The organism is Albidovulum sediminicola, from assembly GCF_025751575.1.
In the GTDB taxonomy this organism is placed as follows: domain Bacteria; phylum Pseudomonadota; class Alphaproteobacteria; order Rhodobacterales; family Rhodobacteraceae; genus Albidovulum; species Albidovulum sediminicola.
The window spans coordinates 124,339-148,490 of the sequence record NZ_JAOWLA010000011.1; the positions used below are offsets into that span (position 1 = coordinate 124,339).

Consider the following 24,152-nt stretch of genomic DNA (forward strand, 5'->3'; position numbering starts at 1 on the left):
AACGGATGCAGACAGGCGATACACACATCCCCATCACCCAGTTTGAGCGTATGATCGCCCCCGAGAGGGGTCAATGATCGGCGACAGTAAGGGCTGAAATGGCGATAAATTACAACTTTAAGGCGATATTCTGGTCATTTTGAGTAACCAGTTCAATGACTTTTCGCATATTGTCAGCATCGAAGCGCTTCGGCGCGGGCGTGCGGGGCCAGGCCCCGCGACTCAGCCCGCCCCCGAGATGTTGCGCAGGTAGCGGATGACCACCGGCCCGAGGACAAGCAGCACCAGCGCCGGCAGCATGAGCGAGGCCAGCACCGCGGACATCTTCACCGGCAGCTTGTTGGCTTTCTCCTGCGCGCGCATCTCGCGCGCATGGCGCATCTCGTCGGCGTAGGTTGTCAGCGCGTCCGAGATGCTGGTGCCGAACTGGATCGACTGCATCACGACGCTGGCGAAGGAACCGACCTCGCGCACACCGGTCCGTTCCGCGAGGTCCATCAACGCCCGGTCGCGCGCACGGCCCGCCTGGATCTCGCGCTGGGTGATCAGGAACTCCTCCGACAGGATCGGGGCGGTCGTTACGATTTCGTTGGCGACACGCGTCATGGCCCCGTCGAAGCTGAGACCGCTATCGACCGAGATCTGGATAAGGTCGAGGGCGTTGGGAAACGCCTCCTCGATCTGGCGGCGGCGTTTGTCGACGCGGGCGCGCAGCCAGTAGTTGGGGCCGTAAAAGCCCGTCCAGACAAGGGCCGCCAGACCGGCCGTGATCCGGGTCTGCGACAGTTCCGAAAAGTTGTGCGTGACGGCATCGGGCATGGGAACGACACCCGCACGGGCGTTGTAGATCATGAAGATATAGAGCCCGGGCAGCAGCACCCCCATGACGAGGCGGAACAGGTAGTAATTGCGCATCGCATGCGGGTTGTTGAACCCGGCCTGGGCAAGCTGCCGCTGGATCTGTGTCCGCTCTTTCTTGTCGCCCGGCACAATCGCCTTCAGGAACCCGGTCGGATCGTTCTGCACCGAGTGCAGGATGTCGGCGTCGCGGCGCTTCGCGCGCGCGCGACCACTGGTTCCGGCCATGCGGCGCGCGACGGGATCCTTCTGGCCCACGCTTCCGAAAAGCCCGTAGATGAACAGCATCACGCCCACGCCGACCCCGACGACCAGCAGGGTCTGGAACAGGGCGGGGTCTTCCGACATCCGTGTCATGAGCGCGTCGAACATGTTACTCTCCAATCAGATCCGGAAGTCCACCAGGCGGCGAAGCACCAGATAATTCACCACGATCAGGGTGCCGATGATGATCGCGAAAGGCTTGAACAGCGGGTCATCGATCACCCCCATGTAGTAGCTGGGGGAACTCATCTGGGTGAACACAAGGATGAAGATGGGCAGGGCGGACAGGAAGATCGAGGTCAACCGGCCCTCGGCCGAGATCGCCTGGATCCGGCGGCGCATGGCCATGCGCGCGCGGATGACCGAGGACAGCGTATTCAGCACCCGCGCCAGATCGCTGCCGGTGCCGTGCTGGATCGCGATACTGATCGCGAGATAGCGCACGTCTTCCTGGTCGATCCGGTCGGCGAACTCCGAGAACGCGTCGGGAAGGTCGTCGCCGTAGCTGACCTGGTCGAGCACGATGCCGAACTCCGTCGCGATCGGGTCCGACATGTCGTTGGCGACCGAGGCGATCGTGGCGTTGATCGGATGCCCGACCCTGAGCCCGCGCGCCATCAGGTCAAGCGCGTCGGGCAGTTGGGAGACCATCGCCTCCATCCGCTTGTTGCGCATGGCGCGGATCGCGACGATCGGGACGGTAAAGCTGACGGCAAGCGCCACAGCGGCGGCGGGAAGCGCACCGATGAAGGTCGATCCAGCAACCGCGAAGACGATCGCCGCGGCAAGGCACCCGGTCAGGACGACGGCCGGGCTAAGCGTCAAACCCGCCTGGCGCAGCACGACCGGCAGGTCGCCGATCAGCGGCAGGCGCGCGAGCACCCAGCGATCGACCGACGGCCGCAGAAGCCGCAGAACGTCCTCGGTGGTGGCCCCGCCCGCGATCATCTTCATCCGGCGGCTGCGCGCCGCGCCGGAGGTTTCGGTGCGTGTCAGAAGCTGGCGGACGCCCTCGTAGGCGATCAGGACGCCGACGAAGATGCCGACATAGACCAGCGCCTCGATCTCGAAACTGTCAAGCCCGCGCATCCGGTCCCCCTTCCTTGCGCAGGAAGATGTCCTGGCGCAGATCGACGCCGGCCTGATGCAGCAGTTCCGCGCAGCGCGGCCGGATGCCCGTCGCGATGAACTCGCCCAGGACATCGCCGTTTTCGGACTTGCCGGAGCGCTTGAAGACGAAAATGTCCTGCATGGTCAGGGTGCTGCCTTCCATGCCGGTGATCTCACTCACGCTGACGACGCGGCGCTTGCCGTCGCTCATGCGGTTGAGCTGGACAACCATGTGCAGGCCGGATGCGATCTGGGCGCGGATGGCCGACAGCGGGAAGTCGATCCCCATCATCGTCACCATCTGTTCAAGCCGGCCCAGCGCGTCGCGGGCGGAGTTGGCGTGAACCGTGGTCATCGACCCGTCGTGACCGGTGTTCATCGCCTGGAGCATGTCGAAGGTCTCGGCCCCACGGACCTCGCCCACGATGATGCGGTCGGGGCGCATCCGGAGCGCGTTGCGCACCAGGTCGCGCTGCGTCACCGCGCCGGAACCACCGGGGGTGGGCGGACGGGTTTCCAGCCGCACGACATGTTCCTGCTGAAGTTGAAGCTCCGCGGCGTCCTCGATCGTCACGACCCGTTCACTATGGCCGATGTAGGAGGACATCGCGTTCAGCATCGTGGTCTTGCCCGAACCGGTCCCGCCAGAGATCAGGACGTTGAGCCGCGCCTCGACCAGGCCCTTGAGCAGCGTCGCCGCCGGTGCGGTCACAGAACCGATGTCGATCATGCGCTGCATGGTCAGCGGATGGCGCGAGAATTTGCGGATCGAGAGCGAGGGGCCATCGATGGCGCAGGGCCGGATGATCGCGTTGACGCGACTTCCGTCCTCAAGGCGCGCATCGACCCAGGGCTGGCTTTCATCGACCCGGCGCCCGACCCGCGACACGATCTTGTCGATGATGCGCAGGAGGTGGCGTTCATCCCGGAAGCGGACCTTGGTCCGCTCCAGCTTGCCGAAGCGTTCGACATAGACGCTGCTGTGGCTGTTGACGAGGATGTCGTTGATCGTCGGGTCGGCCAGAAGCGGCTCCAGCGGGCCGAAGCCCAGGACCTCGTCCAGAAGCTCGTCGATCAGCTGGTTGAATTCCTCCGACCGCATCGGCCGCTTCTGCTGCGAGAGCACGTTGGAGACGAGCGCGGCCACCTCGCGCCGAAGCTCCTCGGGCTGGACCTTGTCGATCACGGCCAGGTTCAGCCGCTCAAGCAGGACCTCGTGCAGCTGGCTTTTCAGCTCCAGCCGCTCGATCAGTTCGTTGTCGGCCTCGGTCGGCTGCCAAAGGGGTGCGACCGCCTCGCCCGTCTTTCCGCCGATCTCGATGACATTGCTGGCGGCGGCGGGATTGCTGCGAGTGAAACTCTTGAACACGGTCGGACCTCCTATTTTGCAGCCCCGACCCGCGCCGCGGCGGGAAGGGCTTTTGTTATGGCTTTGGCAAGCTGACCGATCGCCTTGGTCAACGGCGACCGGCTTGCAACGGAGAACAGCGGCTTGCCCTGATCGACGGCGGCGCGGGCAGCCTTGTCGTCGGCGGGCAGCCAGAACTCCAGCTTGCTGTCGAGGGCGGCGGCGGCCTCCTTCTGGACGCTCGTGCGCATGAGGGGTCGGCCTTCGCGGTTGACGACGATTGTCACCGTCAGGCCGATGTTCACCGTCTTGAAGAAATCCATCAGGCGCCGGGCATGACGCACCGAGGGCACGGTGAGGTCGGTCACGATCAGCAGTTCATCAGCCTCTTCGATGACCGGCTCGACCCAGCTGACAAGGGCGCGCGGCAGGTCCACGACGACATAGTCATTGGTCTGGCGCAGAAGGTCGAGGATCGCCGCCACCTGGTCGTTGCGCAGGGCATCGACCGGGGCAAATTTCGAAGGCGCCGGCAGGACATTCAGCCCGCCGGGCAGCTTGGTCATCGTCTGTTCCAGGAACCGCAGATCGGGAACGGTGCCGTCCTGCGCGAGCTTCAGCAGCGCGTCCTGCTCCTCCAGATCAAGGGCGGAGCCGATGGTGCCGAACTGAAGATCGAAATCGACGAGCGCGACGCTGTGCTTGTCGGCCTTGTGCAGGAACCCGCTCTTGCCGGTCAGCGCATCGGCCAGGTTCAGCGCGACCGTCGTGGCGCCCGACCCGCCGCGGGCCTGGGCGACCGCGATCACCCGCCCGATCCGCCCCGGTGCGCTGCGCGTCTCGGGCACGGCCTTTTTGCCGAGACGCTCCAGTTGTTCGGTCAGTTCGGCGCCCGTGATTGGATAGGGCAGAACCTCGTCCACACCCGCCCGGGTCAGCTTGCGCGCATCCGCCAGCGAGATGTCGCCCGAGGCCAGCGCCAGAAGGATCGTGCCGTCGCGCCGGTTCTGGGCCAGCGCCTCGATCGCATGAATATCCGCCTCGTTCCCCGGATCGGTGTCGAAGATGATGAAGTCATGTTCCTGCGCGAACTTGACGGCCTGGCCGTTCAGCTGCGTCAGGGTCGAGGACTTCGTGTCGAGCTTGATCGCCGGGTCACCGCCAAGTGCTGCGCCGATCGCCTGGGACACCGCCTTGTCGGGGGTGATCACGAGGATGGATTTCATTGGAACCTTCATGGCCCTACCTTTCTTCTCACTCGTCCGCACTTGCCCCCGGTCATCCGTTTTCCCCCTGCGCCAGATCCTCCGCGGGCAGCGAAACGCTGAGCGCCGGGAACTGGACCGTCTGCGCGAAGGTCGATGTCCCCCCCGCCATCGACACGAAGCCGGAGATGGGCGTCACGAAATTGAACTGCAAATTCTGCACCTGCGCCGTCACGATGGGGACGTAGGGTCCGCCCAGGAAACCGAGCCGCAGGGAAGTGCTGCCAAGGATGGCACTGTCGTCGTAGGTGATCCGGACGTTTGCCGCGGTGGCCTTGCCCGGCATCAGGTCGTCGATGCTGTTCCAGATCTCGATCGCGGTCGGGTTGGCGACGGCGATCCCCTGCGCAAGGCTGCAGGTGGACTGGGCCACCTGGGCGCAGATCGAACCGGACTGGTTGCAGGCGGTCCCGAAGCGCGGCGCGATCGGGTCGGAGTTGCCCGGATCGCGGCTTGTCGTGTCAGGGATCGCGACCGCGCCGGGAACCCCGTTGCAGGCGCCGGGGCGGACGATGGCGATGCGCACGGCGCGCTGCATGGCCTTTTCGGCGGTGACGACATCGTAGCCCAGCCGACCGAAGTCGATGATGCCGAGGAAGATCAGCAGAAAGATCGGCAGCACCACCGCCAGTTCGACAAGGACGGCCCCCCGCTCGCGGCGGACGAAGCCGCCAAGGATATGGAAGGCCCGCGTCATGTTCCGAACACCTTGACTGAATCGCTGATCGTCGTGGTCAAGCCAGAAAACCTTTGCCCGCCCAGAAGCTCGAAGGCCGAGGAAAACGGGAAGTTGACCGTCATCGTCGCGGCCACCCGTACGACGGCCGGGCGCACATGATAGGCGGGGCTGTTCGACGGGCAGGTGTAGGTGGCCCTGACCGACGTCAGGGTGATGCCCGACGGAAAGAGCGAGGCGTTGCTGACGCTCCGGCCGACAATCGTCTGCAAGATGGCGTCATAGTTGCTGAGGGCGTTGGCCGTGGGGGCGGTGTTGCAAAGGTCGATCGGAAGGTGCCGCGACATGTAGCGCGTCGCGTCGCGCACGCCGGAAATCGCGGTGTGGTAGTTTTTCATCATCCGCGTGCCTTCCACGATGACCGCGAAGAAGATCAGCAGGATCGGAAGGGAGAAAGCGAACTCCACCAGGATCGCGCCTTCCTCCCGCCGGAGGAACCGGCGCAGGCTTTTCGGAAGGTCGATGCGCAGGATCCTCATGACATCACCGGAAAAGCTGGACGATTTCGTGGAAGACGCCGCTGCCCGCGTTGCCGTTGCCACCGGCAGAGCCGATGACCTCGCCATAGATCGACAGTTCGGGCGCCGCGCCCACAGGCTGGAGAAGGAAGACCCGGACGTATTCCTTGACCGGGATATTGGTCGCGCTGCCGCGCAGGGCCTCGGCGACGGTTCCTTGCGAACAGTCGACGGCCGCCATGATCAGCTCGCGACGCGCGGGATCGGGATAGGGAAGCGCCCCGCACATCGGCCGGCCCGTCTCTGACTTGCCAGCGGGAAAGATGGCCGGCGTGGTGGCCGAGTAGTTCCCGTTCAACTCCGACAGGTAATAGTCGTAGCGGGTCGTCGCGGACGCATGCGGATCAGCCGGGGCCGGGTTCGCCGTGGTGCCATAGTTCATGGTCACATAGTTCGCGCGCCCGACGCTCCAGTCGCCATCGCCGTAGCGCCCGCAGCCGGGGAAGCAATCGTCAGGCGGCAGAGCCACGGTATCGGGCGACGGATCGGCGTTGTTGTTGATGCAGCTGCTGCCGTTGCCGTTCGGCACCAAACCCTTGGTGACGCCGGGGGCGGGGGCATATTTCACACCGTCGGCCCCGGGCTTCAGGTCACCAGGCCACATGTCGAACCGCGTGTTCAGCGAATTGGTGAGGCCGTTTTTCTGCCCCGGCTCTGTATCGACGCCGCGCTGGCGGAAGCATTGGGTGATGGACCCGGCGGCGCCCAGCGCACAGCTCAGCGCCTGCGGCCCGGACAGACCCGCGCAGTTGCCCGTCGAGTCGACCGCGACGGTGGACGGCTGGAGAAAGCCGAAATCGCCCGGTCCCCAGGCCGCGCTGTTGCCGCCCGCGCGCATCAGGATCGTGCGCCCTTCCCAGGTGTCGGCATCGAAGCCCGGCGGCATGCAGAACATCATCGGCGTGATGTCGCAGGCGTAGGAGGCGAAGCCCGCGACCGCCTCTGCCCCAAAGGTCGGGGTGCTTTGCGCCTGCCCGGTCAGCGCGAAAAACGCGCGCCCGAAGGTGAAGGGCACGGTCTTCGGCGCAACCTGAACACGGGCAAAGATCGCGTCCGTATCGCCGAGGGCCGTGTTGGCCGAGGTGATCGCAGTGGTATCGAGCGTGGGGAGGGAACGCAGGAACGTCAGCGTGAAATCCGTCGAGTCCAGCGCGTTGCCACTCGCGTCATCCGCAAAAGTCTGCCGGTCGGTAAAGAAGTTGGTGGCGGCCGCCTGCGCCCGCGCCCGCGCGCCGTTCTCGCCGTCAAGCTCGCCCGCGGCGCTCAGCGCGATGTGATCGGCAAAGGACTGAAGCTCGGATTGCGTCGTGGCCATGCGGCCGAGGTCATAGGACAATGCGATCATGCCAAGGATCGTACCCAGAGAGACCGCGACGATGATCAGGATCGCTCCGTCGTCGTTCTTCGCAAATCTGGCGGCAGTCCTGCGCATCGCATCGCTCCGTTTGACCAATCCCGTCCGCTGTCCCTCACGGATAGCGGTGCCGGAGGGTGTTTGCCCCCGCGTCGTCAGTTGTTGATTTCGACCTCGGTCAGTTCGTTCCCGCGCCGGACCTTGATCCGCGTCTTCTCGACCTCGTCCTCGGTCGGCGATTTTTCCTGAAGGATGTCCGACAGACGGATGGAATTCAGCGGCTGGTCAACGACGTTGTCGAGCGTGCGCAGCGTCAGGCTCAGCGTGCCGGCGCTTTGCGCCAGCGCGAGCTTCTGGCTCTGCTCGGGCGAAACCTCGACCGTGACGGTGCGCGCGATGTCGGGCGCGGCATTCTGTTCGTTCGTCTGCTGATCAACGCCGATGACGCGGATATTCTGAAGGATCGTGACGGCGCGCAGCCCATCGCCCCCGCCCTGGGTCAGCACGATATCGACCGTGTCGCCCGGCGTCACGAAACCGCCGACACCGGTGACGGCATCGACGCGGATCGCCATGGCGCGAGTGTTGGCGCCAAGCGTCTGCACGATCGTGACCTTTTCGCCGAAATTCGAAACCTTGGAGGCCAGGATCAACTCGCCCGGCGACATGGAGCCCTTGGCCCGGCGCGGCTGGCCGCCCGCCTGGGGCAAAAGCGCATCAACATCGGTGAAGGCACCGACGGGCAGCGCCTCGCGCGGCCAGGACACGATCTGGAGCATCTGCGGTTCGATCGCCTGACCGAACTTGATCTCGCGCCCCGCGACGATGGCCGTCACCAGACCGTTCGTCGGGTCGGTGGAGGCGGTCGCGGCCGTCTGCTTGAGATACTCGCGGGCGCCAAAGGCCGATCCGCCGGCGACGGCGATACCTAGTAACGCGACGAGCACGGATTTCATGGCCATGACGGTATTCCTTCTGCTCTCAAATTTCTCGATTTAGATTTTGATCCGGGCGCCGGGCGCCCGGATCTGTTTTAATCTGAAGCCCCGTTCAAGATCGGGTCACGTCAGATATCAGCACGTTGCGCCGGAATCGGCCGTCATCTGGTTGCAGGCCGCATCCATCTGCGCCTCGATCTCGCCGGCCAGCCCGGAAAGGAGCGTGGTGCCGATGGTCACCGCGAGGATCAGCGCGATGCCGTATTCGACGAGGGTCACACCTTCATCATCTTTGCGAAGACGGGCGAAGAGTTTGGTAAAAGCGTCACGCATTTGTTTCTCCCTCAATTGCGTTCCGTGAAAAGGCCGGAGGTCCGGCGTTTGGTCCGAACCGGAAGAAATCCTCACGGCTCCCATTCATGATCGCGGTTCGCGGCCCTCGCCGCATCGTCTGAACAGATGAATTTTTCACCTATCGGTTGTATTTCTGCGCTTGCGGCATTCCCCAAAGGGGATTTTGGTGCCGTAAATCCCGAAAAGTCCGGCTTGGCGCCCAGAGAATCGGGCCTTTCCACCGTCTGATCGTGATTCCCGGCCGAGCCACGCGATCACCTCGGGCATTTATCGGCAACAAGCGCCGATAGCCAGACTTGATTGTTTCCATTAGCGGCCAAATCACCCGCACCGCGGGCAGGTTTTCTGCACTGACCGGGTGAAAACATCGCTTTCCTGCAGTGCAGCGCGGGCGGAGTGCCTCAGACCGACAGCGCGCGGCGGATCAGGTTCAGCCCGGTGATGGCGAGCACGACAAGCGTCCAACGGCGGAAGCGGCGCGCGTCAAGCCGGTCCTGAATCGCAAATCCGAACCAGAGCCCGGCCAGGGCCGGCGGAAGCAGCCAGACCGACAGCCCGAGCCGATCCATCGTGATGACACCCGATCCCAGGTGCCCGGCCAGAAGCGCGACCGAGCCGATGGAATAGACCACCCCCTGCACCCGCACGCTTTCACGCTTTTCTGCCTCCAGCGAGACCAGAAGCGCGATGATCGGCGGCCCCCAAACCCCCGATACGCCGCCATAAACACCGCCGACGACCCCTGTCAGAACCTCGACCAGGCCGCGGTTCTTCGCGTCGAACCGGATCTGGCGCCCGGCGAGTTGCGTCAGGGCGAAGGCCACGATCGGCACGCCAAGCGCCCCCAGCAACACCGCCTGCGGGATCAGCGGCACGGCCTGCGCCGTCAGGAGGACGAAGATCACCAGCGTCGCGATCATGCGCTTGTAATCGCGGACCGAGGCCCAGGCCTCCCCCGCGCCCTGCCTGAGGGCTTGGACCGCATTGGTCAGAAGCGTGGGCAGGATCAGTGCGACCAGCGCCTGTTCCGCTGGCATGAAGGAGGCCAGGCCAGAGATCATGATCATCGGCATGGCGAATCCCACCGCGCCCTTCACGACCCCCGCGAAAAGCGCGACACTTGCCGCCGCCAGATAAAGCCAGATCTCTGCTGCCACCATGGGATGCCGCCCTTTCGCCTGTCCTATAGCGATCACGCCAAGCGGCCGCACCCCAAATCCGCCGCGACAGATTTGTGCCTCTGACGGCGGAAATGCGAATTAATATTGCGCTGCACCTGCAAAATGGCTAGGAGAGTGCGACCGCAGAATAGGAGTCCACCGATGGCACATGACGGGGCCGAGATGCCGATGAGCGTGATCCTTTCCGACCTGACCGAACTGACGACCGCCGCCCTGCCGCAGGTCGAGGCGATCCTGGCCGATGCCACCGCCGCGGTGCGCGCCATGGTCGACCGCGACGGCAAGATCTCCGGCGCCGCGCTGGAGGCGAACCAGTTCTCGGCCCATGCCCTGTCCTGGCTGGCAACTTACGTCGAATCGCTGCGGCAGCTGAACGCCTGGGCCGGTCGGATCGCCGCATCCGGCGGCTTTGGCGAGATGGAGCAGCTGATCCTCCAGATCGGCTTTGGCGAGTACCTCGCGCAGATCGCCGGCGGCATCCCGATGAGCCAGGGTGAGGTCGCGCGGCTTTCCGATCTGGGCACCGCCTGGGCGCCCGACGGCGCGGCCGCGACGCTGATCGCGCATGGCAACTCGCCCGCCGCGCGGGCGCGCCTGGTCGCGCTCATGCGCGACAACCACGGGCGCGCGACCTTCGGCGCCTCGGGTCTCGACGACGAACTGGAGATGATCCGCGACCAGTTCCGCCGCTATGCCGAGGACCGCGTGGTGCCGAACGCCCACAGCTGGCACCTGAAGGACGAGCTGATCCCAATGGAGATCATCCAGGAACTGGCGGAACTGGGCGTCTTCGGCCTGACGATCCCGGAGGAGTTCGGGGGCCTGGGTCTCTCCAAAGCTTCGATGGTCGTGGTCAGCGAGGAACTGAGCCGCGGATACATCGGCGTGGGTTCGCTCGGCACCCGATCCGAGATCGCAGCCGAACTGATCCTTTGCGGCGGCACGCCCGAACAGAAGGCCCAGTGGCTGCCGAAGCTCGCGAGCGGGGAGATCCTTCCGACCGCCGTCTTCACCGAGCCCAACACCGGCTCCGACCTCGGCTCGCTGCGCACCCGCGCCGTGCGGACCGAAGACGGCTGGGAGGTGACCGGCAACAAGACCTGGATCACCCACGCCGCGCGCACCCATGTGATGACGCTGCTCGCACGGACCGACCCGAACACGACCGACTGGCGCGGCCTGTCCATGTTCCTGGCCGAGAAAACCCCCGGAACCGCCGAGGAGCCCTTCCCCACCCCCGGCATGACGGGCGGAGAGATCGAGGTGCTGGGCTATCGCGGCATGAAGGAATACGAGCTTGGCTTCGACGGCTTCAAGGTCAAGTCGGAAAACCTGCTGGGCGGCCAGCCGGGCCAGGGTTTCAAGCAGCTCATGCAGACGTTTGAATCCGCCCGCATCCAGACAGCGGCCCGCGCCATCGGCGTGGCGCAGTCGGCGCTGGAGGTCGGCATGAAATACGCCGAAGACCGCAAGCAGTTTGGGAAATCCCTCATCGAGTTCCCGCGCGTCGCCGGCAAGCTGGCCATGATGGCAGTCGAGATCATGATCGCGCGCCAGCTGACCTACCACTCGGCCTGGCAGAAGGACCATGACAAGCGCTGCGACCTGGAGGCGGGCATGGCCAAGCTTCTGGGCGCCCGCGTGGCTTGGGCGTCCGCCGACAACGCGCTCCAGATCCATGGCGGCAACGGCTTTGCGCTGGAATACCAGATCAGCCGCATCCTCTGCGATGCACGCATCCTCAACATCTTCGAGGGCGCGGCGGAGATCCAGGCGCAGGTCATCGCGCGGCGGCTTCTGGACTGAAGCCGCCAGGCCAGGCGGCGGCGGTCCGGCAGCTAGCCGTGACGGCCGCCCAGCCGCGGATGAAGCCGCGTGGCCACGGCCGCCGCGGCGGCCAGCCCCGCGCCGCAAGCCACGAAGATGCCCGGCACCGGCGCGACCAGCAGCACCAGCCAGGCGAAGCCCGGCGTCAGGATGCCCGACACGTCGCGAAAGCTCGCGTAGACCGCGGCCATTTCCGCCCGCTCTGCCGGTCTGACGGCCATCAGGAAGGGCAGCCCCCCGAACGTGTCGAGCATCACGAGGAAGTAGGCCCCCGAGAAGAGCGCGATCAGCGCCAGCGGCGGCCAGACCGGCGCCAGCCCCGCCGCAAGGAAACAGCCCGCGGAGGCCGCGAAGGCGATGATGACCGACCGCCGGAGACCGCGGCGCTGCATCCAGCGCAGGATCAGCGGCGAGGTGAACAGGCAGGCGTTCGAGACCGAGTAGACGAGGCTCGCGATCTGATCGCCAAGTCCGGCCTCGATACAGTAGATCGGCAGGTAGACGATATAGACCCACCATCCGACCGAGCGCAGGACCGCGAAGAGCCATCCCGCCACAAGGCGCGGCTGGGCGAAGAAGCGGCCGAGGAAGGCCAGGGGGTTTGGCGCAGGCGCGCGGGCGCGGGTGATCGTCTTGCCGTTGCCCATCCGCATCGCCCAGAAGGTCGCGGTCAGGATCGCCGCGAAGGCTATCGCAACCAGGAACGGCAAGGGCGCCCAGAGTTTCCAGAGCCAGACGCCGAGCATGGGTCCGATCGTCCAGGACAGCGCGCTGTAGGTCAGTTTGCGCGTCTCGACCCGGCCCAGCTCCTGGCGCGCGATGAAATCCATCAGGTAGGCATTGATGCAGGTGAAGGCCGCCATCGTCGCCCAGCTTGTCAGCAACAGCCCCAGCGGCGTCAGGATCGGCCCGCCGACGATCGCGCAAAGCGGGCCGAGGATGTAGAAGGCCATGCCCATCGAATAGAGCCAACGTCGCGCGATGAACCGCCCGAGCCAGGGCATCAGCATGCCGAAGCTGAACGAGAGGATCCCCGCCAGGAAGTAAAGCTGGCTGACGCCCTCCGCGTCGCCCAGCGCCTCGTAGATCACCAGCGGCCAGACGGACACCAGGATGCCGCGCACGGCGGCTTCGATCCCGGCCAGCAGCGCGAAGCCCTGCACACCGGGGACGGGCGCATGGCGCAGCAAGGTCGGGATGTAACGGCCAATCATATGTGTCTCCTGCCCACCTGACAGAGCCGAAGCCCGGGACAAAGTCGCAGCGGTTTCCGACACCGCCGGGTCGCTCCGGTGCAATGCGGCAGGACGGCTGGCGCGATCGGGCCGAGCGCGCTAGGGTGGGATCATGCGCAGCATCCTTGGCCCCGCCCTTGCGCTTGTCCTGGCAACAAGCGCCTGCATCGCGGACGAAAACATGACCCAGCTTCCCGAAACCGGCTCCGTCTGGCGGCTCGTCAGCCTTGACGGCGCGCCCTACCCCGCGCGGGCGACGCTAGGCTTCCCCGAGGACGGCGTCGTCGCGGGAACCGCGCCCTGCAACGCCTACAGCGGCGCGCTGCGCGTGCGCCTGCCGGGCTTCGGACTTGGCCCGGTCCGGGCAACCCGCAGCGCCTGCGGCGAGTTGGAGGCGGAGCGCGCCTTCTTCACCGCGCTTGGCGCGATGACGCAGGCGGAGATACGGGCGGGCGCCCTCGTCCTGACCTCGCCCGAGGGTCGGGAAATGACGTTCGAGCGCCTTCAGCCCTGACGCGCCAGAAGTTCGACGAACCGCCGCCGCGCCTCCGGCAGGGGCCGCGTGCCAAGGTCCGGCGCGAGCCGATGTTCCAGGAACCACCCGGTCGTGGTGAGCCCGGCCCGAGCTTCCTCCGCCGTCGCGGCACCCTGGCCCAGCAGGCAGGGCGGCAGGGGCAACAGCCGATCCGCCCAGGTACCGGCGCCTTCTCGCGACACCGCCCGGCCGGACTTGGGGCTGACATAGACAAGGTCCTCGCGGCTGCCGGTGACGGCGCAGGCGGTGAGGTCAAGGCCATAGCCCAGATCCTCAAGCAGCCGCGCTTCCCAGCGCAGATAGGTGGTGACCCAGTCCAGACGGGCGCCCAGCGCGTCGAGCAGGTCGATGCTGTCGCGGTAGAGAAGCGGATGCGGCTCGCGTTCGGGAAGCGCGAAATGCAAGAGCGCGCAGACCGCGTTCAGCCCGGCCAACGCCAGCCGGTCCGAGAGCACGCCGCTGCGCGCCCGCAGGGGTTCCACCACGAAGGCGCCGATATGTTCATCGAGCCGCGCGCGCCAGGTCAGGTCAAGCTGCGCGCCGGGCTGAAGGATCGGCGCGATGCGGCGTGAAACACCGCCGCGCACCACGCCCGCGTGCCGGCCGTGGGCGGCGGTAAAGACCTCGATGATCGCGCTCGTCTCGCCATGCGGGCGAACCGACAGCAGCGCGCCCTGATCCCGCCATTCCATGCGCCCCTCCCTTGGCCGCGACTATCCCAGCGGCGCCCGGCGAAGTCCACGGGGCAGGACCGCGCGGCGTTCAGGTTTCGCGCGCCACGTCCTTGTGGACGATGACATCGCATTGTGGGTAGGTCTCGATGATCCTGCGCCGTAGGCCCGCGCCGATGGCATGGGCCTCGCGCAGGCTCTGGTCCCCGTCCAGCTCGATGTGGATGTGAACGAAGACCCGGCTGCCCGCCATCCGGGTCTTGAGGTCGTGGAAGCCACGCACGCCGGGCCAGGCGCGGGCGATGGCGGCGATGGCCTCGACCAGTTCCGGGTCGGCCGTGCGGTCCATCAGCGCGTCCCAGGCACCCTTGCCGATGCGTATCGCCCCGGACAGCAGGATCGCCGCCGAGGCCAGCGCCACAACGCTGTCGACATGCGCCAGACCAAATCGGCGCGAGGCCCAAAGCGCCCCGATCGCCCCGAGCGTCGGCAGCAGATCGGAAAGGTAGTGCAGCGAATCCGCGGCCACGACACGGCTGCCCGTCCGCCGCGCCACCTGCCGCTGCCAGAGGACGAGGCAGAGCGTCAGAAGGACCGAGACGCCCATGACCGCGATGCCCTTGTCCTGTGCCGCAATGCGCGACTCGGCCAGGCCCAGCAGGCGCGCTGCCGCAGCCCAGGCGATCACCATCCCCGACACCGCGATGAAGATCGATTGCGCCAGCGCCGCCAGGTCCTCGACCGAGGTGTGGCCGAAGGCATGGTCCTCATCCGCGGGCCGGGCGGCGTAGATGATCGCCAGAAGCCCGCCCAGCGACATCATCAGGTCAAGCGCGTTATCGGCAAGCGAGGCCGCCACCGACAGCGACGAGGTGAGTCCGAGCGCCCAGAGCTTCAGGCCGACAAGGGTCGCCGCCACGGCGACGGATGCCAGCCCCGCCGAAATGTTGAGCCTGTTGTGATCCCCGCTGGACATGGAACGCTCCGCCGTTTTCGGCCCGCTCATAACGCCCTCTGCCGCGACAGGCCAGAGGCAGGGTGTCACTCCCGCAGTTCGTCCGGCTCCACGCCCCAAAGCGCCGCCTTGGGCACCCAGCCGTCGCCGCCGTCGGCCGAGATCTCGCACCATTCCGCCTGGCAGGCCCCGAGCCGCGCGATCACCCCGGCCTCGGCCTTGGCCACGGCGGGGGCGTTTTCGTCGGGGCGGGTATGAAGCACGGCCAGGTTGGCCTCGACCAGGACAGTCCGGACGCCGGAAAGCAGCGAATAGTGAATCCAGCCGCCCTGACCCTCGTTGTCCTCGACCCGTCGCCAGTGGCCGAATTCGGCGGTGATGCGCAGCGGCATGGAGCGGTGGGTAAAGACCCAGTCGATCCGGTGCGACAGACTTGGCCCGCGCCGGACGTTGCCTTCGCCGGTCTTCAGCGACACGAAGCGCGGCAGCGGAAGGTTCGTCACCGGCCCCTTGGCGCTGTCCCCCTGGGCCGCCCCGGACGCCTGTGAAAACGCCATCGTCACCGCAAATACGATCCCGACGAGTCCTGCCCGCTTCATCTGCCTGCTCTCATGCCCTCGCGCCACGACCGGCGCCGTTTTCGGGGCTTGTGACTTGCCCCTTTCCCCTGCACTTTGCCAACTAAGATCGCGCCGCGAAAGAGAGGAGAAGCCCCCATGCCGTCACAACGTCTGAGTGTTGTCGTCACGCGACGCCTGCCCGAGGCGGTTGAAACGCGGATGAAGGAGCTCTTCGACGTCGAACTGCGCGACCCCGACACGAAGATGACCCGCGATGAGCTCGCCGCCGCGATGCAGCGGGCCGACGTACTGGTTCCCTGTGTGACCGATCACATCGACGCCAACCTCCTGGCCGGCGCGGGGGAGAAGCTGAAGCTCATCGCCAACTACGGTGCGGGGATCGACCATATCGACGTGGCCTCGGCCCGCCAGCGCGGGATTCTCGTCTCCAACACGCCGGGCGTCGTGACCGACGATACCGCCGACATGACCATGGCGCTGATCCTGGCGGTGACGCGCCGTATCCCCGAGGGGCTTGCGGTGATGCAATCGGGCGAATGGAAAGGCTGGGCGCCCACCGCCTTCCTGGGCGGGCGTGTCGGCGGGCGCAGGCTGGGCATTCTGGGGATGGGTCGCATCGGCACCGCCGTGGCCCGCCGCGCCCATGCCTTCGGGATGCAGATCCACTACCACAACCGCCGCCGCGTCCGCCCCGAGCTGGAGGAGGAGCTGGAGGCGACCTATTGGGAAAGCCTCGACCAGATGGTCAGCCGGATGGATGTCATCTCCATCAACTGCCCGCACACGCCCGCGACCTTCCACCTGATGAATGCCCGGCGGCTGAAGCTGATGAAACCGACCGGCGTCATCGTCAACACCTCGCGCGGGGAGGTCATCGACGAAAACGCCCTGACGCGCATGCTGCGCGCGCATGAGATCGCGGGCGCCGGGCTCGATGTCTATGAGCACGGGACCGAGATCAACCCGCGCCTGCGCGAGCTTCCCAATGTCGTGCTCCTGCCCCACATGGGTTCGGCCACCGTCGAGGGCCGGGCGGAGATGGGGGAAAAGGTCATCATCAACATGAAGACCTTCGCGGACGGGCACCGCCCGCCCGATCTCGTCGTGCCGGGGATGCTGTGATCCCATGACCCAGGGCGCCTGGCTGCCGGTCCTCCTGGTCGTCTGCGGCGGCATGGCGATTGCCGTTCAGGCCCCGGTCAACGCCGCATTGGGCAAGACGCTGCAAAGCCCGCTGGGGGCCGCGGCGGTGTCCTTCGGGGTGGGCTTCGCCTGCCTCACCGCGCTGACGCTGGTCTGGGGCGGCGGCGGCTTCAGTCGTGTGGGCGGCGTGCCCGCCTGGCAGCTGCTGGGCGGGAGTCTGGGGGCCTTCTACGTCTGGGCGATGGCGGCCTCGACCTCTGCGCTCGGGGTCGTGACGGCGCTGGCGGCCCTGATCCTCGGCCAGCTTGGCGCGGCGCTGCTGATCGATCACTTCGGCGCCTTCGGCCTGACGGAGCAGCCCATCACGCTGAAACGCATCGCGGCCGTCACGCTTGTCGCGGCGGGGCTCCTGCTGTCGAGAAGCTGACCAACAGCCTTTCGCAACCGGGCTCCAGGCCCTAAGAGGCATGAAACGGAACCGATCCCGAGGGCCAAGATGCAGATAGAGCCAACAGAACTGGAAGGTGTCCTGATCCTGACCCCGCGCCGCTTCGGCGATGCCCGCGGCTGGTTTTCCGAGGTCTGGAATGCCCGCGCTCTGGCCGAGGCCGGGATCGCAACTCCATTCGTGCAGGACAACCATTCCTATTCGCGCGATGCGGGCACGGTGCGCGGCCTGCACTACCAATCGCCGCCGCATGCGCAGGCCAAGCTCGTGCGCTGCGGCCGTGGCTGCATCTTCGATGTGGCGGTGGACATCCGCCTGGGCTCCGCGACCTATGGCAAATGGGTGGGCGTGGACCTCTCCGCCGAGAACGGCCGCCAGCTTCTGATCCCCGCAGGCTTCCTGCATGGCTTCGTCACCCGCGAGGCCGACTGCGAAGTGCTTTATAAATGCTCTGACTACTACGCGCCCGACTGCGACGGCGCCGTCCGCTTCGACGATCCCGCGATCGGCATCGACTGGGGCGTCGATCCGGCCTCGGCAATCCTGTCGGAGAAGGACCGGGGCGCCCAGTCCTTCGCCGCGTTCCGCTCACCCTTCCAGCTTGAGGGCGGCGCATGAAGATCCTGGTGACCGGAGGGGCGGGCTTCATCGGCTCTGCCGTCGTGCGCCACGCGATCCGCGCGGGCCATGCGGTCGTGAACCTCGACAAGCTGACCTACGCGGGCAGCCTTTCGAATGTGGCGGAGGTATCGGACAGCCCGGCCTATGCTTTCGAACAGGCCGACATCTGCGACCGCGCGCGGGTGGACGCGATCCTCGCCCGCCACCGCCCCGACGCGATCATGCACCTGGCGGCCGAAAGCCATGTCGACCGCTCGATCGACGGCCCCGCCGCCTTCATCGAGACCAATATCACCGGCACCTACACGATGCTTGAGGCCGCCCGCGCCTACTGGACCGAGGCGGGCCGGCCCGAGGGGTTCCGTTTCCACCATATCTCCACCGACGAGGTCTTCGGCTCGCTCGGCCCCCAGGGGCAGTTCACCGAGGAGACGCCCTACGACCCCCGTTCGCCCTATTCCGCCTCCAAGGCGGCGTCGGACCACCTGGTCGGGGCCTGGCACGAGACCTACGGCCTGCCCGTCGTCCTGACCAACTGTTCGAACAACTACGGGCCCTATCACTTCCCCGAAAAGCTGATCCCTGTCGTGATCCTCAAGGCGCTCGCCGGTGCGCCGATCCCGGTCTATGGCGCGGGCGACAACGTGCGCGACTGGCTTTATGTCGAGGACCACGCGGACGCGCTTCTGCTTGTCGTCGCGAAGGGCAAGGTCGGGCGCAGCTACAACATCGGCGGAGAGAACGAGGCGACGAACCTGCACATCGTCGAGCGGATCTGCGCCATCCTGGACGAAAAGCGCCCCGGGAACCGGCCCTACCGTGAACAGATCAGCTTCGTCACCGACCGCCCCGGGCATGACAAACGCTACGCCATCGACCCGTCGCGCATCCGCGAAGAACTGGGCTGGCGCCCCTCCGTCACGCTGGAGGAGGGGCTGGAGAAGACTGTGGAGTGGTTCCTGGATCACGAGGACTGGTGGCGCGCGCTCCAGGGGCGCGAGGGCGTGGGCCAAAGGCTCGGCACCAAGGCGTAAGGGGCGCGACGGCAGGCCGCGCGCCCCTTTTGCGACTTACCCGACGTGGAAGGGGATGGCCACGAAGGACCGGTCCTGCCCGCGCGCGACAAGCAGCAGCGCGGCTTCGCGATGCTTGTCCTTGGCCTTTTCGATGGCGGCGGCCACGTCCTCGGCCGTGGCGACCGGGGCCTGGTTCACCGACAGGATCACGTCGCCCTCACGAAGGCCCTTGTCCGCAGCCTCGCTGCCCGGCTCGACGCGGGCGACGATCGCCCCCTGTGTGCCGTCGGGCAGGCCAAGCGCCTGGCCATCGGCGGCGCTTAGCGTCTGGACCGAAAGGCCCAGATCGGCCACCGCGACACCGGGCCCGGCATCCTGCGACGCGGCGGCGGCCTCTTCGCCCTCCATCCGGCCGACGTTGATGTCGAGGTCGGTCTCCTCCCCGCCGCGCAGGACCACGAGCGCGGCTTGATCACCCGGCGCCAGATCGGCGATGGCCCGCGACAGGTCCTTGGGCGTCGCGACATCGGCGCCATTGACCTTCAGCACCACATCGCCCACCTGCACCCCGGCCGCCTCGGCCGGAGAACTCGGCTGGACCGAGGCGACCAGCGCGCCAGCGGCGCGGTCGAGCCCGATGGCCCCCGCGATCTGGTCATCGACGGGCTGGATCGTCACGCCGATGAAGCCGTGCTCGATCGTCCCATGTTCGATGATCTTGGCGACGACCTGCTGGGCATGGGCTGCGGGGATCGCGAAGCCCACGCCGACGTTACCGCCGTTGGGCGAATAGATCGCGGTGTTGATCCCCACCACCTCGCCCCTGGCATCGACCAGCGGGCCGCCGGAGTTGCCGTGGTTGATGGCCGCATCGACCTGGATGAAGTCGTCATAGGGCCCCGAATGCAGGTCGCGCCCGCGGGCGGAGACGATGCCCGCCGTGACCGTGGTCCCGATCCCGAAGGGGTCACCGATGGCCAGCACCGGGTCCCCGGTCCTGAGCGCGTCGCTGTCGCCCCAGCGGACCGTGGGCAGGCTGTCCTCCGCCGCGACCTTCAGGACGGCGATGTCGCTTTTCGCGTCGGTCCCGACCAGGGTCGCGGGCAGCTCCCGCCCGTCATCGAGGGAAACCGTGATCTTCGTCGCGCCCTCGACCACATGGTTGTTGGTGACGACATAGCCGTCGGTCGAAACGATGAAGCCCGACCCCAGCGCCCGGCCATGCGGCGCGTCTTCAGGCGCTTGGCCCTCACGGCCACCGGGCATGCCGGGAAGACCCGGGAAGGGGCCATTCTCACCGAAGAAGCGGCGGAAGAATTCTTCCGGCGGAGTGCCCTGGGGGCCACTCTGGTCGCGCCCGGCGGCGGGGCGGACCATCTCGGTGGTGACGGTTACGACGGCGGGTTTGTCTGCGGCGACGATATCGGCATAGGACACGAGCGGGTCACCAATGCCTGCAGCAGCCGGCCCGGCAGCGAAGGGCAAGGGCGCGAGCGGCGCGCCAAGCGCCACGATCACGGCAAGCGTCGAAAGGCCAGCGAACATGGTTTTGCGGCCTGCTTTGGAAACGGTTTTTCCGATCATCTTCTCTTTCCTGCGAGACGGACGGACAAGCGGGTGTCCCACACCGGGGCTCCGGTGGATTGGTGTTGCCGGTCGCGGTCTCGCGGGGCGCGACCGGGCGCCATCCGCCCCTTACATCGTCCTTCATTTCGCGAATGGGAACGATGTGTCGGAAACCTCGCGCATGCGTGACGGTTCGTGTTCACCTGCGAGCGGGCGGGGAGAATTCCCTTTCCGAAGCCCCCCGCGCATGCCAGAAGTCAGACAGGAAGGAACGAGGCAGGCATGCGATTTCTGGTCTTCGGTGAAACAGGGCAGGTGGCCCGCGAACTCGTGCGCGCGGGCGCGGCGGCGGGACACCGGCTCGAAATCCTCGGGCGCGGGGACGTGGATCTGCGCGATGCTGCGGCCTGCACGGCGGCGGTTTCCGAGACCGGGGCGGAGGCCGTGGTCAACGCCGCCGCCTACACCGCCGTCGACCAGGCCGAGGCGGAGCCCGCACTGGCCGCCGCCGTCAACGCCGATGCGCCCGGCGCGATGGCCCGCGCCGCCGCGGCGCGCGGGTTGCCCTTCCTGCATGTCTCGACCGACTATGTCTTCGACGGCACGGGCGACCGCCCCTGGCGGGAAACCGACCCGACCGCGCCGCTTGGCGTCTACGGCCGCACCAAGCTGGACGGCGAACGCCAGGTTGCGGCCGCGGGCGGCGCACATGTGATCCTGCGCACGGCCTGGGTCTTCTCCGCGCATGGCAAGAACTTCGTGAAGACCATGCTGCGCCTGGGGGCGGAGCGTGACGCGCTTTCCGTCGTCGATGACCAGCGAGGCGGCCCCACGCCCGCCGCCGACATCGCGGCGACGCTCCTGACGCTGGCCGAGGGGCTCGTGACGGGAAAGCCCGGCGGCATCTTCCATTACGCCGGGGCGCCGACCGTCAGCTGGGCCGGTTTCGCCGAGGCGATCTTCGACGCTTCCTCCCTGCCCCGCAAGCCGCGCGTCACCCGGATCCCGACCAGCGCCTATCCCACGCCCGCGCGCCGCCCGGCCAACTCGGCGCTCGACTGCGCGCGCATTCTCGAAACCCACGGCATCGCCCAGCCCGACTGGCGCGCGGGCCTTGCCGAGGTCCTGAACGAACTGGAGGCTGCACAATGACCGCGACGGGCCGCAAGGGCATCATTCTGGCGGGCGGATCGGGCACGCGGCTTTATCCGATCACGCATTCGGTGTCGAAGCAGATGCTGCCGCTCTACGACAAGCCGATGATCTACTACCCGCTCTCGGCGCTCATGCTGTGCCACATCCGCGAGGTCGCGATCATCTCGACCCCCCGCGACCTGCCGCAGTTCCGGACGCTCCTGGGCGACGGGTCGGCCTGGGGGATGCGGTTCGAGTTCATCGAGCAGCCCTCGCCCGACGGCTTGGCCCAGGCCTATCTTCTGGCCGAGGATTTCCTGGCCGGCGCGCCCTCGGCCATGGTGCTGGGGGACAATGTCTTCTTCGGGCCGGGCCTGTCGGAAAAACTCAAGTCCGCCGACCGGCAGGCGCAGGGCGGCAGCGTCTTCGGCTACCGCGTCGCCGACCCGGAACGCTACGGCGTGGTGGAGTTCGACCGCGAGGGCCGCGTCCTGTCGATCGTCGAAAAGCCCGAGCACCCCAAAAGCGACTATGCGGTCACCGGGATCTATTTCCTCGATGGGAGCGCCCCCGAACGGGCCCGCGCCATCCGGCCGTCAGCGCGCGGAGAGCTGGAGATCACCGATCTCTTGAACCTCTACCGCGCCGAGGGGCTCCTGAGCGTTGAGCGCATGGGGCGCGGCTACGCCTGGCTCGACACCGGCACCCACGAGAGCCTGCTGGAGGCGGCGGAATTCATCCGCACCATCGAGGCGCGGCAGAACCTGAAGGTCGGCTGCCCCGAGGAGATCGCCTTCCTCAACGGCTGGATCGACGCGGATACGCTCAAGGGCCTTGCCCGGCCCTATCTCAAGACCCAGTACGGCAGGTATCTCGCGCGCGTCGCCGATGAGGCAGAGGCAGGCTGAACAACCGCGCGCGCCGTCATGCCCCCTCGATAACGATGATGTCGTTTTCGCTGGAAGCCGTCTGCAGTTCTTGCGCCGCGCGATACTCCGGTGAGTTGTAACAGGCCAGCGCCGCCTCATAGCTGTCAAATTCGATCACCACATGGCGTTCGCGCGACTGCCCCACCAGGCATTGGAAGCGCCCGCCCCGGACGATGAAACGGCCGCCGAATTTTTCGAAGGCGGTGGCATTCGCGGACTTGTAGCGCTCATAAGCATCCGGGTCTTTGACCGTGATATGCCCGATCCAATATCCCTTCGCCATATCCCGATCCCTCCTGCGAGCCCGGGCATCAGGGTGACACAGCTTGCTGTGCCCCGGTAACCCTTTTTACCGCGCGTCAGTTGGTCGATTGCATTTCTGGAAAAGACGGCCCCGGGAAAAGGAAAACCCCGGCCACGGCCGGGGTTCATTTGCGTACAGGGATCACACCTCTCTCAGGCAGTGAGGCCTTCTGGTTCGGTGAGTTGGTTTGCGCGGCAGCAGGCTGTGAGGGTGTTTGCGAGGAGGCAGGCGATGGTCATGGGTCCGACGCCGCCGGGGACGGGGGTGATGGCGCCGGCGACCTTGGCCGCGCTGTCGTAGTCCACGTCTCCGACGAGCACGGTCTTGCCGTCGCGCTCGATCCGGTTGATGCCCACGTCGATCACGGTCGCGCCCGGCTTGACCCAGTCGCCCGGGATCATCTCCGGCCGGCCCACCGCGGCCACCAGGATGTCGGCGCGGCGGCAGACCTCGCCCAGGTCCTTCGTGCGGCTGTGCGCGATCGTCACCGTGCAGCTGTCGCCCAGGAGAAGCTGCGCCATCGGCTTGCCGACGATGTTCGACCGGCCCACCACGACCGCGTCCAGGCCCGCCAGCTTGCCGTGATGGTCGCGCAGCATCATCAGGCAGCCCAAGGGCGTGCAGGGCACCATGCTCTTCTGCCCCGTCCCCAGAAGCCCGACGTTCGAGATGTGGAACCCGTCCACATCCTTCGCCGGGTCGATCGCGTTGATCACCAGGTCCGAATCCAGATGTTTCGGCAGCGGCAGCTGCACCAGGATCCCATGCACCGCCGGGTCGTTGTTGAGCTGGTCGATGAGCGCGAGCAGGTCGGCCTCCGACGTGGAGGCGTCGAGCTTGTGCTCGTAGGAGTTCATCCCCACCTCGACCGTCTGCTTGCCCTTCGAGCGGACATAGACCTGGCTCGCCGGGTCCTCGCCCACCAGCACGACCGCAAGCCCCGGCGTGATCCCGTGCTCGTCCTTCAGACGCGCCACGTGATCGGCCACCTGGCCGCGAACCTTGGCCGCAAAGGCCTTGCCGTCGATAATCTGCGCCGTCATGTCCTCACATCCCTCTCCTGCGCGGCCCTGCCCGGCTCGGGACCCGCCCTAGCCCCGGCCCAGCCGGCGTTCCTCCCGCGCGATCGACCATTCGATCAGACGCCGCCAGAGGTCCTCGACCAGCGCCGGGTCCAGGCCATCGGCCTCTGCCCGCGCCCTTACCTTGGCCACCACCTCCTCGACCCGGTCCTCGATCCGGGCCGGAAGGCCGTTGGCCG

The 24,152-nt window shown here is 66.8% G+C and carries 26 protein-coding genes; 8 read left to right on the top strand and 18 right to left on the bottom strand.

Going from position 1 to position 24,152, the window contains the following annotated elements; all coding sequences use genetic code 11:
- Window positions 1-222: 222 nt before the first annotated feature.
- The 10 genes from OE647_RS12905 to OE647_RS12950 all read right to left on the bottom strand — a co-directional run bounded on the left by OE647_RS12905 (window position 223) and on the right by OE647_RS12950 (window position 9,905).
- Window positions 223-1,230, bottom strand: coding sequence for a type II secretion system F family protein (locus OE647_RS12905; RefSeq protein WP_263722149.1), 1,008 nt, complete (start codon window positions 1,228-1,230; stop codon window positions 223-225).
- Window positions 1,231-1,242: 12 nt separating this feature from the next.
- Complete coding sequence (locus tag OE647_RS12910) at window positions 1,243-2,211, bottom strand: type II secretion system F family protein (RefSeq protein ID WP_263722150.1); 969 nt, start codon at window positions 2,209-2,211, stop codon at window positions 1,243-1,245.
- Window positions 2,198-3,601, bottom strand: a complete 1,404-nt coding sequence (locus OE647_RS12915) for a CpaF family protein (RefSeq protein WP_263722151.1) — start codon at window positions 3,599-3,601, stop codon at window positions 2,198-2,200. Before OE647_RS12915 ends, OE647_RS12910 begins: the two co-directional genes overlap by 14 nt.
- A gap of 11 nt (window positions 3,602-3,612) precedes the next feature.
- The gene (locus OE647_RS12920) at window positions 3,613-4,806 is read right to left on the bottom strand and encodes an AAA family ATPase (protein WP_263722152.1); all 1,194 of its coding nucleotides are present in this window, start codon (window positions 4,804-4,806) and stop codon (window positions 3,613-3,615) included.
- A gap of 52 nt (window positions 4,807-4,858) precedes the next feature.
- On the bottom strand, window positions 4,859-5,542 hold the full coding sequence (locus tag OE647_RS12925) for a TadE/TadG family type IV pilus assembly protein (RefSeq protein ID WP_263722153.1): 684 nt from the start codon (window positions 5,540-5,542) through the stop codon (window positions 4,859-4,861).
- Window positions 5,539-6,060 carry a TadE/TadG family type IV pilus assembly protein gene (locus tag OE647_RS12930; protein ID WP_263722154.1) on the bottom strand — a complete coding sequence of 174 codons (522 nt, stop codon included), beginning with the start codon at window positions 6,058-6,060 and terminating at the stop codon, window positions 5,539-5,541. The genes OE647_RS12925 and OE647_RS12930 overlap by 4 nt, the downstream gene beginning before the upstream one ends.
- A 4-nt stretch (window positions 6,061-6,064) precedes the next feature.
- On the bottom strand, window positions 6,065-7,531 hold the full coding sequence (locus OE647_RS12935; protein WP_263722155.1) for a pilus assembly protein TadG-related protein: 1,467 nt from the start codon (window positions 7,529-7,531) through the stop codon (window positions 6,065-6,067).
- Between the two features lie 77 nt (window positions 7,532-7,608).
- Complete coding sequence (gene cpaB / locus OE647_RS12940; RefSeq protein ID WP_263722156.1) at window positions 7,609-8,415, bottom strand: Flp pilus assembly protein CpaB; 807 nt, start codon at window positions 8,413-8,415, stop codon at window positions 7,609-7,611.
- A 111-nt stretch (window positions 8,416-8,526) separates the two neighbouring features.
- A complete protein-coding gene (locus tag OE647_RS12945) occupies window positions 8,527-8,724 on the bottom strand; it encodes a Flp family type IVb pilin (protein WP_263722157.1) in 198 nt (65 codons plus the stop codon).
- Between the two features lie 422 nt (window positions 8,725-9,146).
- A complete protein-coding gene (locus OE647_RS12950; RefSeq protein ID WP_263722158.1) occupies window positions 9,147-9,905 on the bottom strand; it encodes a sulfite exporter TauE/SafE family protein in 759 nt (252 codons plus the stop codon).
- Window positions 9,906-10,067: 162 nt separating this feature from the next.
- On the opposite strand from OE647_RS12950, the gene OE647_RS12955 reads away from it, so the two are divergent.
- The gene (locus OE647_RS12955; protein ID WP_263722159.1) at window positions 10,068-11,732 is read left to right on the top strand and encodes an acyl-CoA dehydrogenase family protein; all 1,665 of its coding nucleotides are present in this window, start codon (window positions 10,068-10,070) and stop codon (window positions 11,730-11,732) included.
- A gap of 32 nt (window positions 11,733-11,764) precedes the next feature.
- On the opposite strand, the gene OE647_RS12960 is transcribed toward OE647_RS12955, so the two are convergent.
- Window positions 11,765-12,967, bottom strand: coding sequence for an MFS transporter (locus tag OE647_RS12960; RefSeq protein WP_263722160.1), 1,203 nt, complete (start codon window positions 12,965-12,967; stop codon window positions 11,765-11,767).
- Between the two features lie 133 nt (window positions 12,968-13,100).
- Here OE647_RS12960 and OE647_RS12965 point away from each other — a divergent pair, with 133 nt between their 5' ends.
- Window positions 13,101-13,502 carry an META domain-containing protein gene (locus OE647_RS12965; RefSeq protein ID WP_263722161.1) on the top strand — a complete coding sequence of 134 codons (402 nt, stop codon included), beginning with the start codon at window positions 13,101-13,103 and terminating at the stop codon, window positions 13,500-13,502.
- Here OE647_RS12965 and recO read toward each other — a convergent pair.
- From recO to OE647_RS12980, 3 genes are all read right to left on the bottom strand, one after another.
- Window positions 13,493-14,215 carry a DNA repair protein RecO gene (gene recO, locus OE647_RS12970; RefSeq protein ID WP_263722162.1) on the bottom strand — a complete coding sequence of 241 codons (723 nt, stop codon included), beginning with the start codon at window positions 14,213-14,215 and terminating at the stop codon, window positions 13,493-13,495. The two genes, OE647_RS12965 and recO, sit on opposite strands and share 10 nt — an antisense overlap.
- Before the next feature lie 70 nt (window positions 14,216-14,285).
- A complete protein-coding gene (locus tag OE647_RS12975) occupies window positions 14,286-15,170 on the bottom strand; it encodes a cation diffusion facilitator family transporter (RefSeq protein ID WP_263722163.1) in 885 nt (294 codons plus the stop codon).
- 65 nt (window positions 15,171-15,235) lie between these two features.
- Window positions 15,236-15,706 carry an SH3 domain-containing protein gene (locus OE647_RS12980; protein WP_263722178.1) on the bottom strand — a complete coding sequence of 157 codons (471 nt, stop codon included), beginning with the start codon at window positions 15,704-15,706 and terminating at the stop codon, window positions 15,236-15,238.
- Window positions 15,707-15,865: 159 nt separating this feature from the next.
- On the opposite strand from OE647_RS12980, the gene OE647_RS12985 reads away from it, so the two are divergent.
- The 4 genes from OE647_RS12985 (at window position 15,866) to rfbB (ending at window position 18,976) form a co-directional block, all read left to right on the top strand.
- Window positions 15,866-16,852, top strand: coding sequence for a 2-hydroxyacid dehydrogenase (locus OE647_RS12985; RefSeq protein WP_263722164.1), 987 nt, complete (start codon window positions 15,866-15,868; stop codon window positions 16,850-16,852).
- A gap of 4 nt (window positions 16,853-16,856) precedes the next feature.
- Entirely contained in the window at window positions 16,857-17,300 is a 444-nt protein-coding gene (locus OE647_RS12990; RefSeq protein ID WP_263722165.1) for a DMT family transporter, read from the top strand.
- A gap of 69 nt (window positions 17,301-17,369) precedes the next feature.
- Window positions 17,370-17,939 (top strand): dTDP-4-dehydrorhamnose 3,5-epimerase, encoded by a 570-nt coding sequence (gene rfbC, locus OE647_RS12995; protein ID WP_263722166.1) that lies wholly within the window; start codon window positions 17,370-17,372, stop codon window positions 17,937-17,939.
- Window positions 17,936-18,976 carry a dTDP-glucose 4,6-dehydratase gene (gene rfbB, locus OE647_RS13000; RefSeq protein ID WP_263722167.1) on the top strand — a complete coding sequence of 347 codons (1,041 nt, stop codon included), beginning with the start codon at window positions 17,936-17,938 and terminating at the stop codon, window positions 18,974-18,976. Before rfbC ends, rfbB begins: the two co-directional genes overlap by 4 nt.
- A 36-nt stretch (window positions 18,977-19,012) precedes the next feature.
- Here the strand turns inward: rfbB and OE647_RS13005 are convergent, their stop codons facing one another.
- Window positions 19,013-20,542, bottom strand: a complete 1,530-nt coding sequence (locus tag OE647_RS13005) for a DegQ family serine endoprotease (RefSeq protein ID WP_263722168.1) — start codon at window positions 20,540-20,542, stop codon at window positions 19,013-19,015.
- A gap of 264 nt (window positions 20,543-20,806) precedes the next feature.
- Here OE647_RS13005 and rfbD point away from each other — a divergent pair, with 264 nt between their 5' ends.
- Together rfbD and rfbA are read left to right on the top strand one after the other, a co-directional pair.
- Window positions 20,807-21,676: a dTDP-4-dehydrorhamnose reductase gene (rfbD, locus tag OE647_RS13010; protein ID WP_263722169.1), complete on the top strand. Its 870-nt coding sequence runs from the start codon at window positions 20,807-20,809 to the stop codon at window positions 21,674-21,676.
- Complete coding sequence (gene rfbA, locus OE647_RS13015) at window positions 21,673-22,566, top strand: glucose-1-phosphate thymidylyltransferase RfbA (RefSeq protein ID WP_263722170.1); 894 nt, start codon at window positions 21,673-21,675, stop codon at window positions 22,564-22,566. The genes rfbD and rfbA overlap by 4 nt, the downstream gene beginning before the upstream one ends.
- Window positions 22,567-22,582: 16 nt before the next feature.
- Here the strand turns inward: rfbA and OE647_RS13020 are convergent, their stop codons facing one another.
- The 3 genes from OE647_RS13020 to OE647_RS13030 all read right to left on the bottom strand — a co-directional run.
- Complete coding sequence (locus OE647_RS13020) at window positions 22,583-22,870, bottom strand: DUF1330 domain-containing protein (protein WP_263722171.1); 288 nt, start codon at window positions 22,868-22,870, stop codon at window positions 22,583-22,585.
- Between the two features lie 173 nt (window positions 22,871-23,043).
- The gene (folD, locus tag OE647_RS13025) at window positions 23,044-23,934 is read right to left on the bottom strand and encodes a bifunctional methylenetetrahydrofolate dehydrogenase/methenyltetrahydrofolate cyclohydrolase FolD (protein ID WP_263722172.1); all 891 of its coding nucleotides are present in this window, start codon (window positions 23,932-23,934) and stop codon (window positions 23,044-23,046) included.
- A 48-nt stretch (window positions 23,935-23,982) separates the two neighbouring features.
- The coding region (locus tag OE647_RS13030; protein WP_263722179.1) for a chorismate mutase at window positions 23,983-24,152 on the bottom strand (170 nt) is incomplete at its 5' end.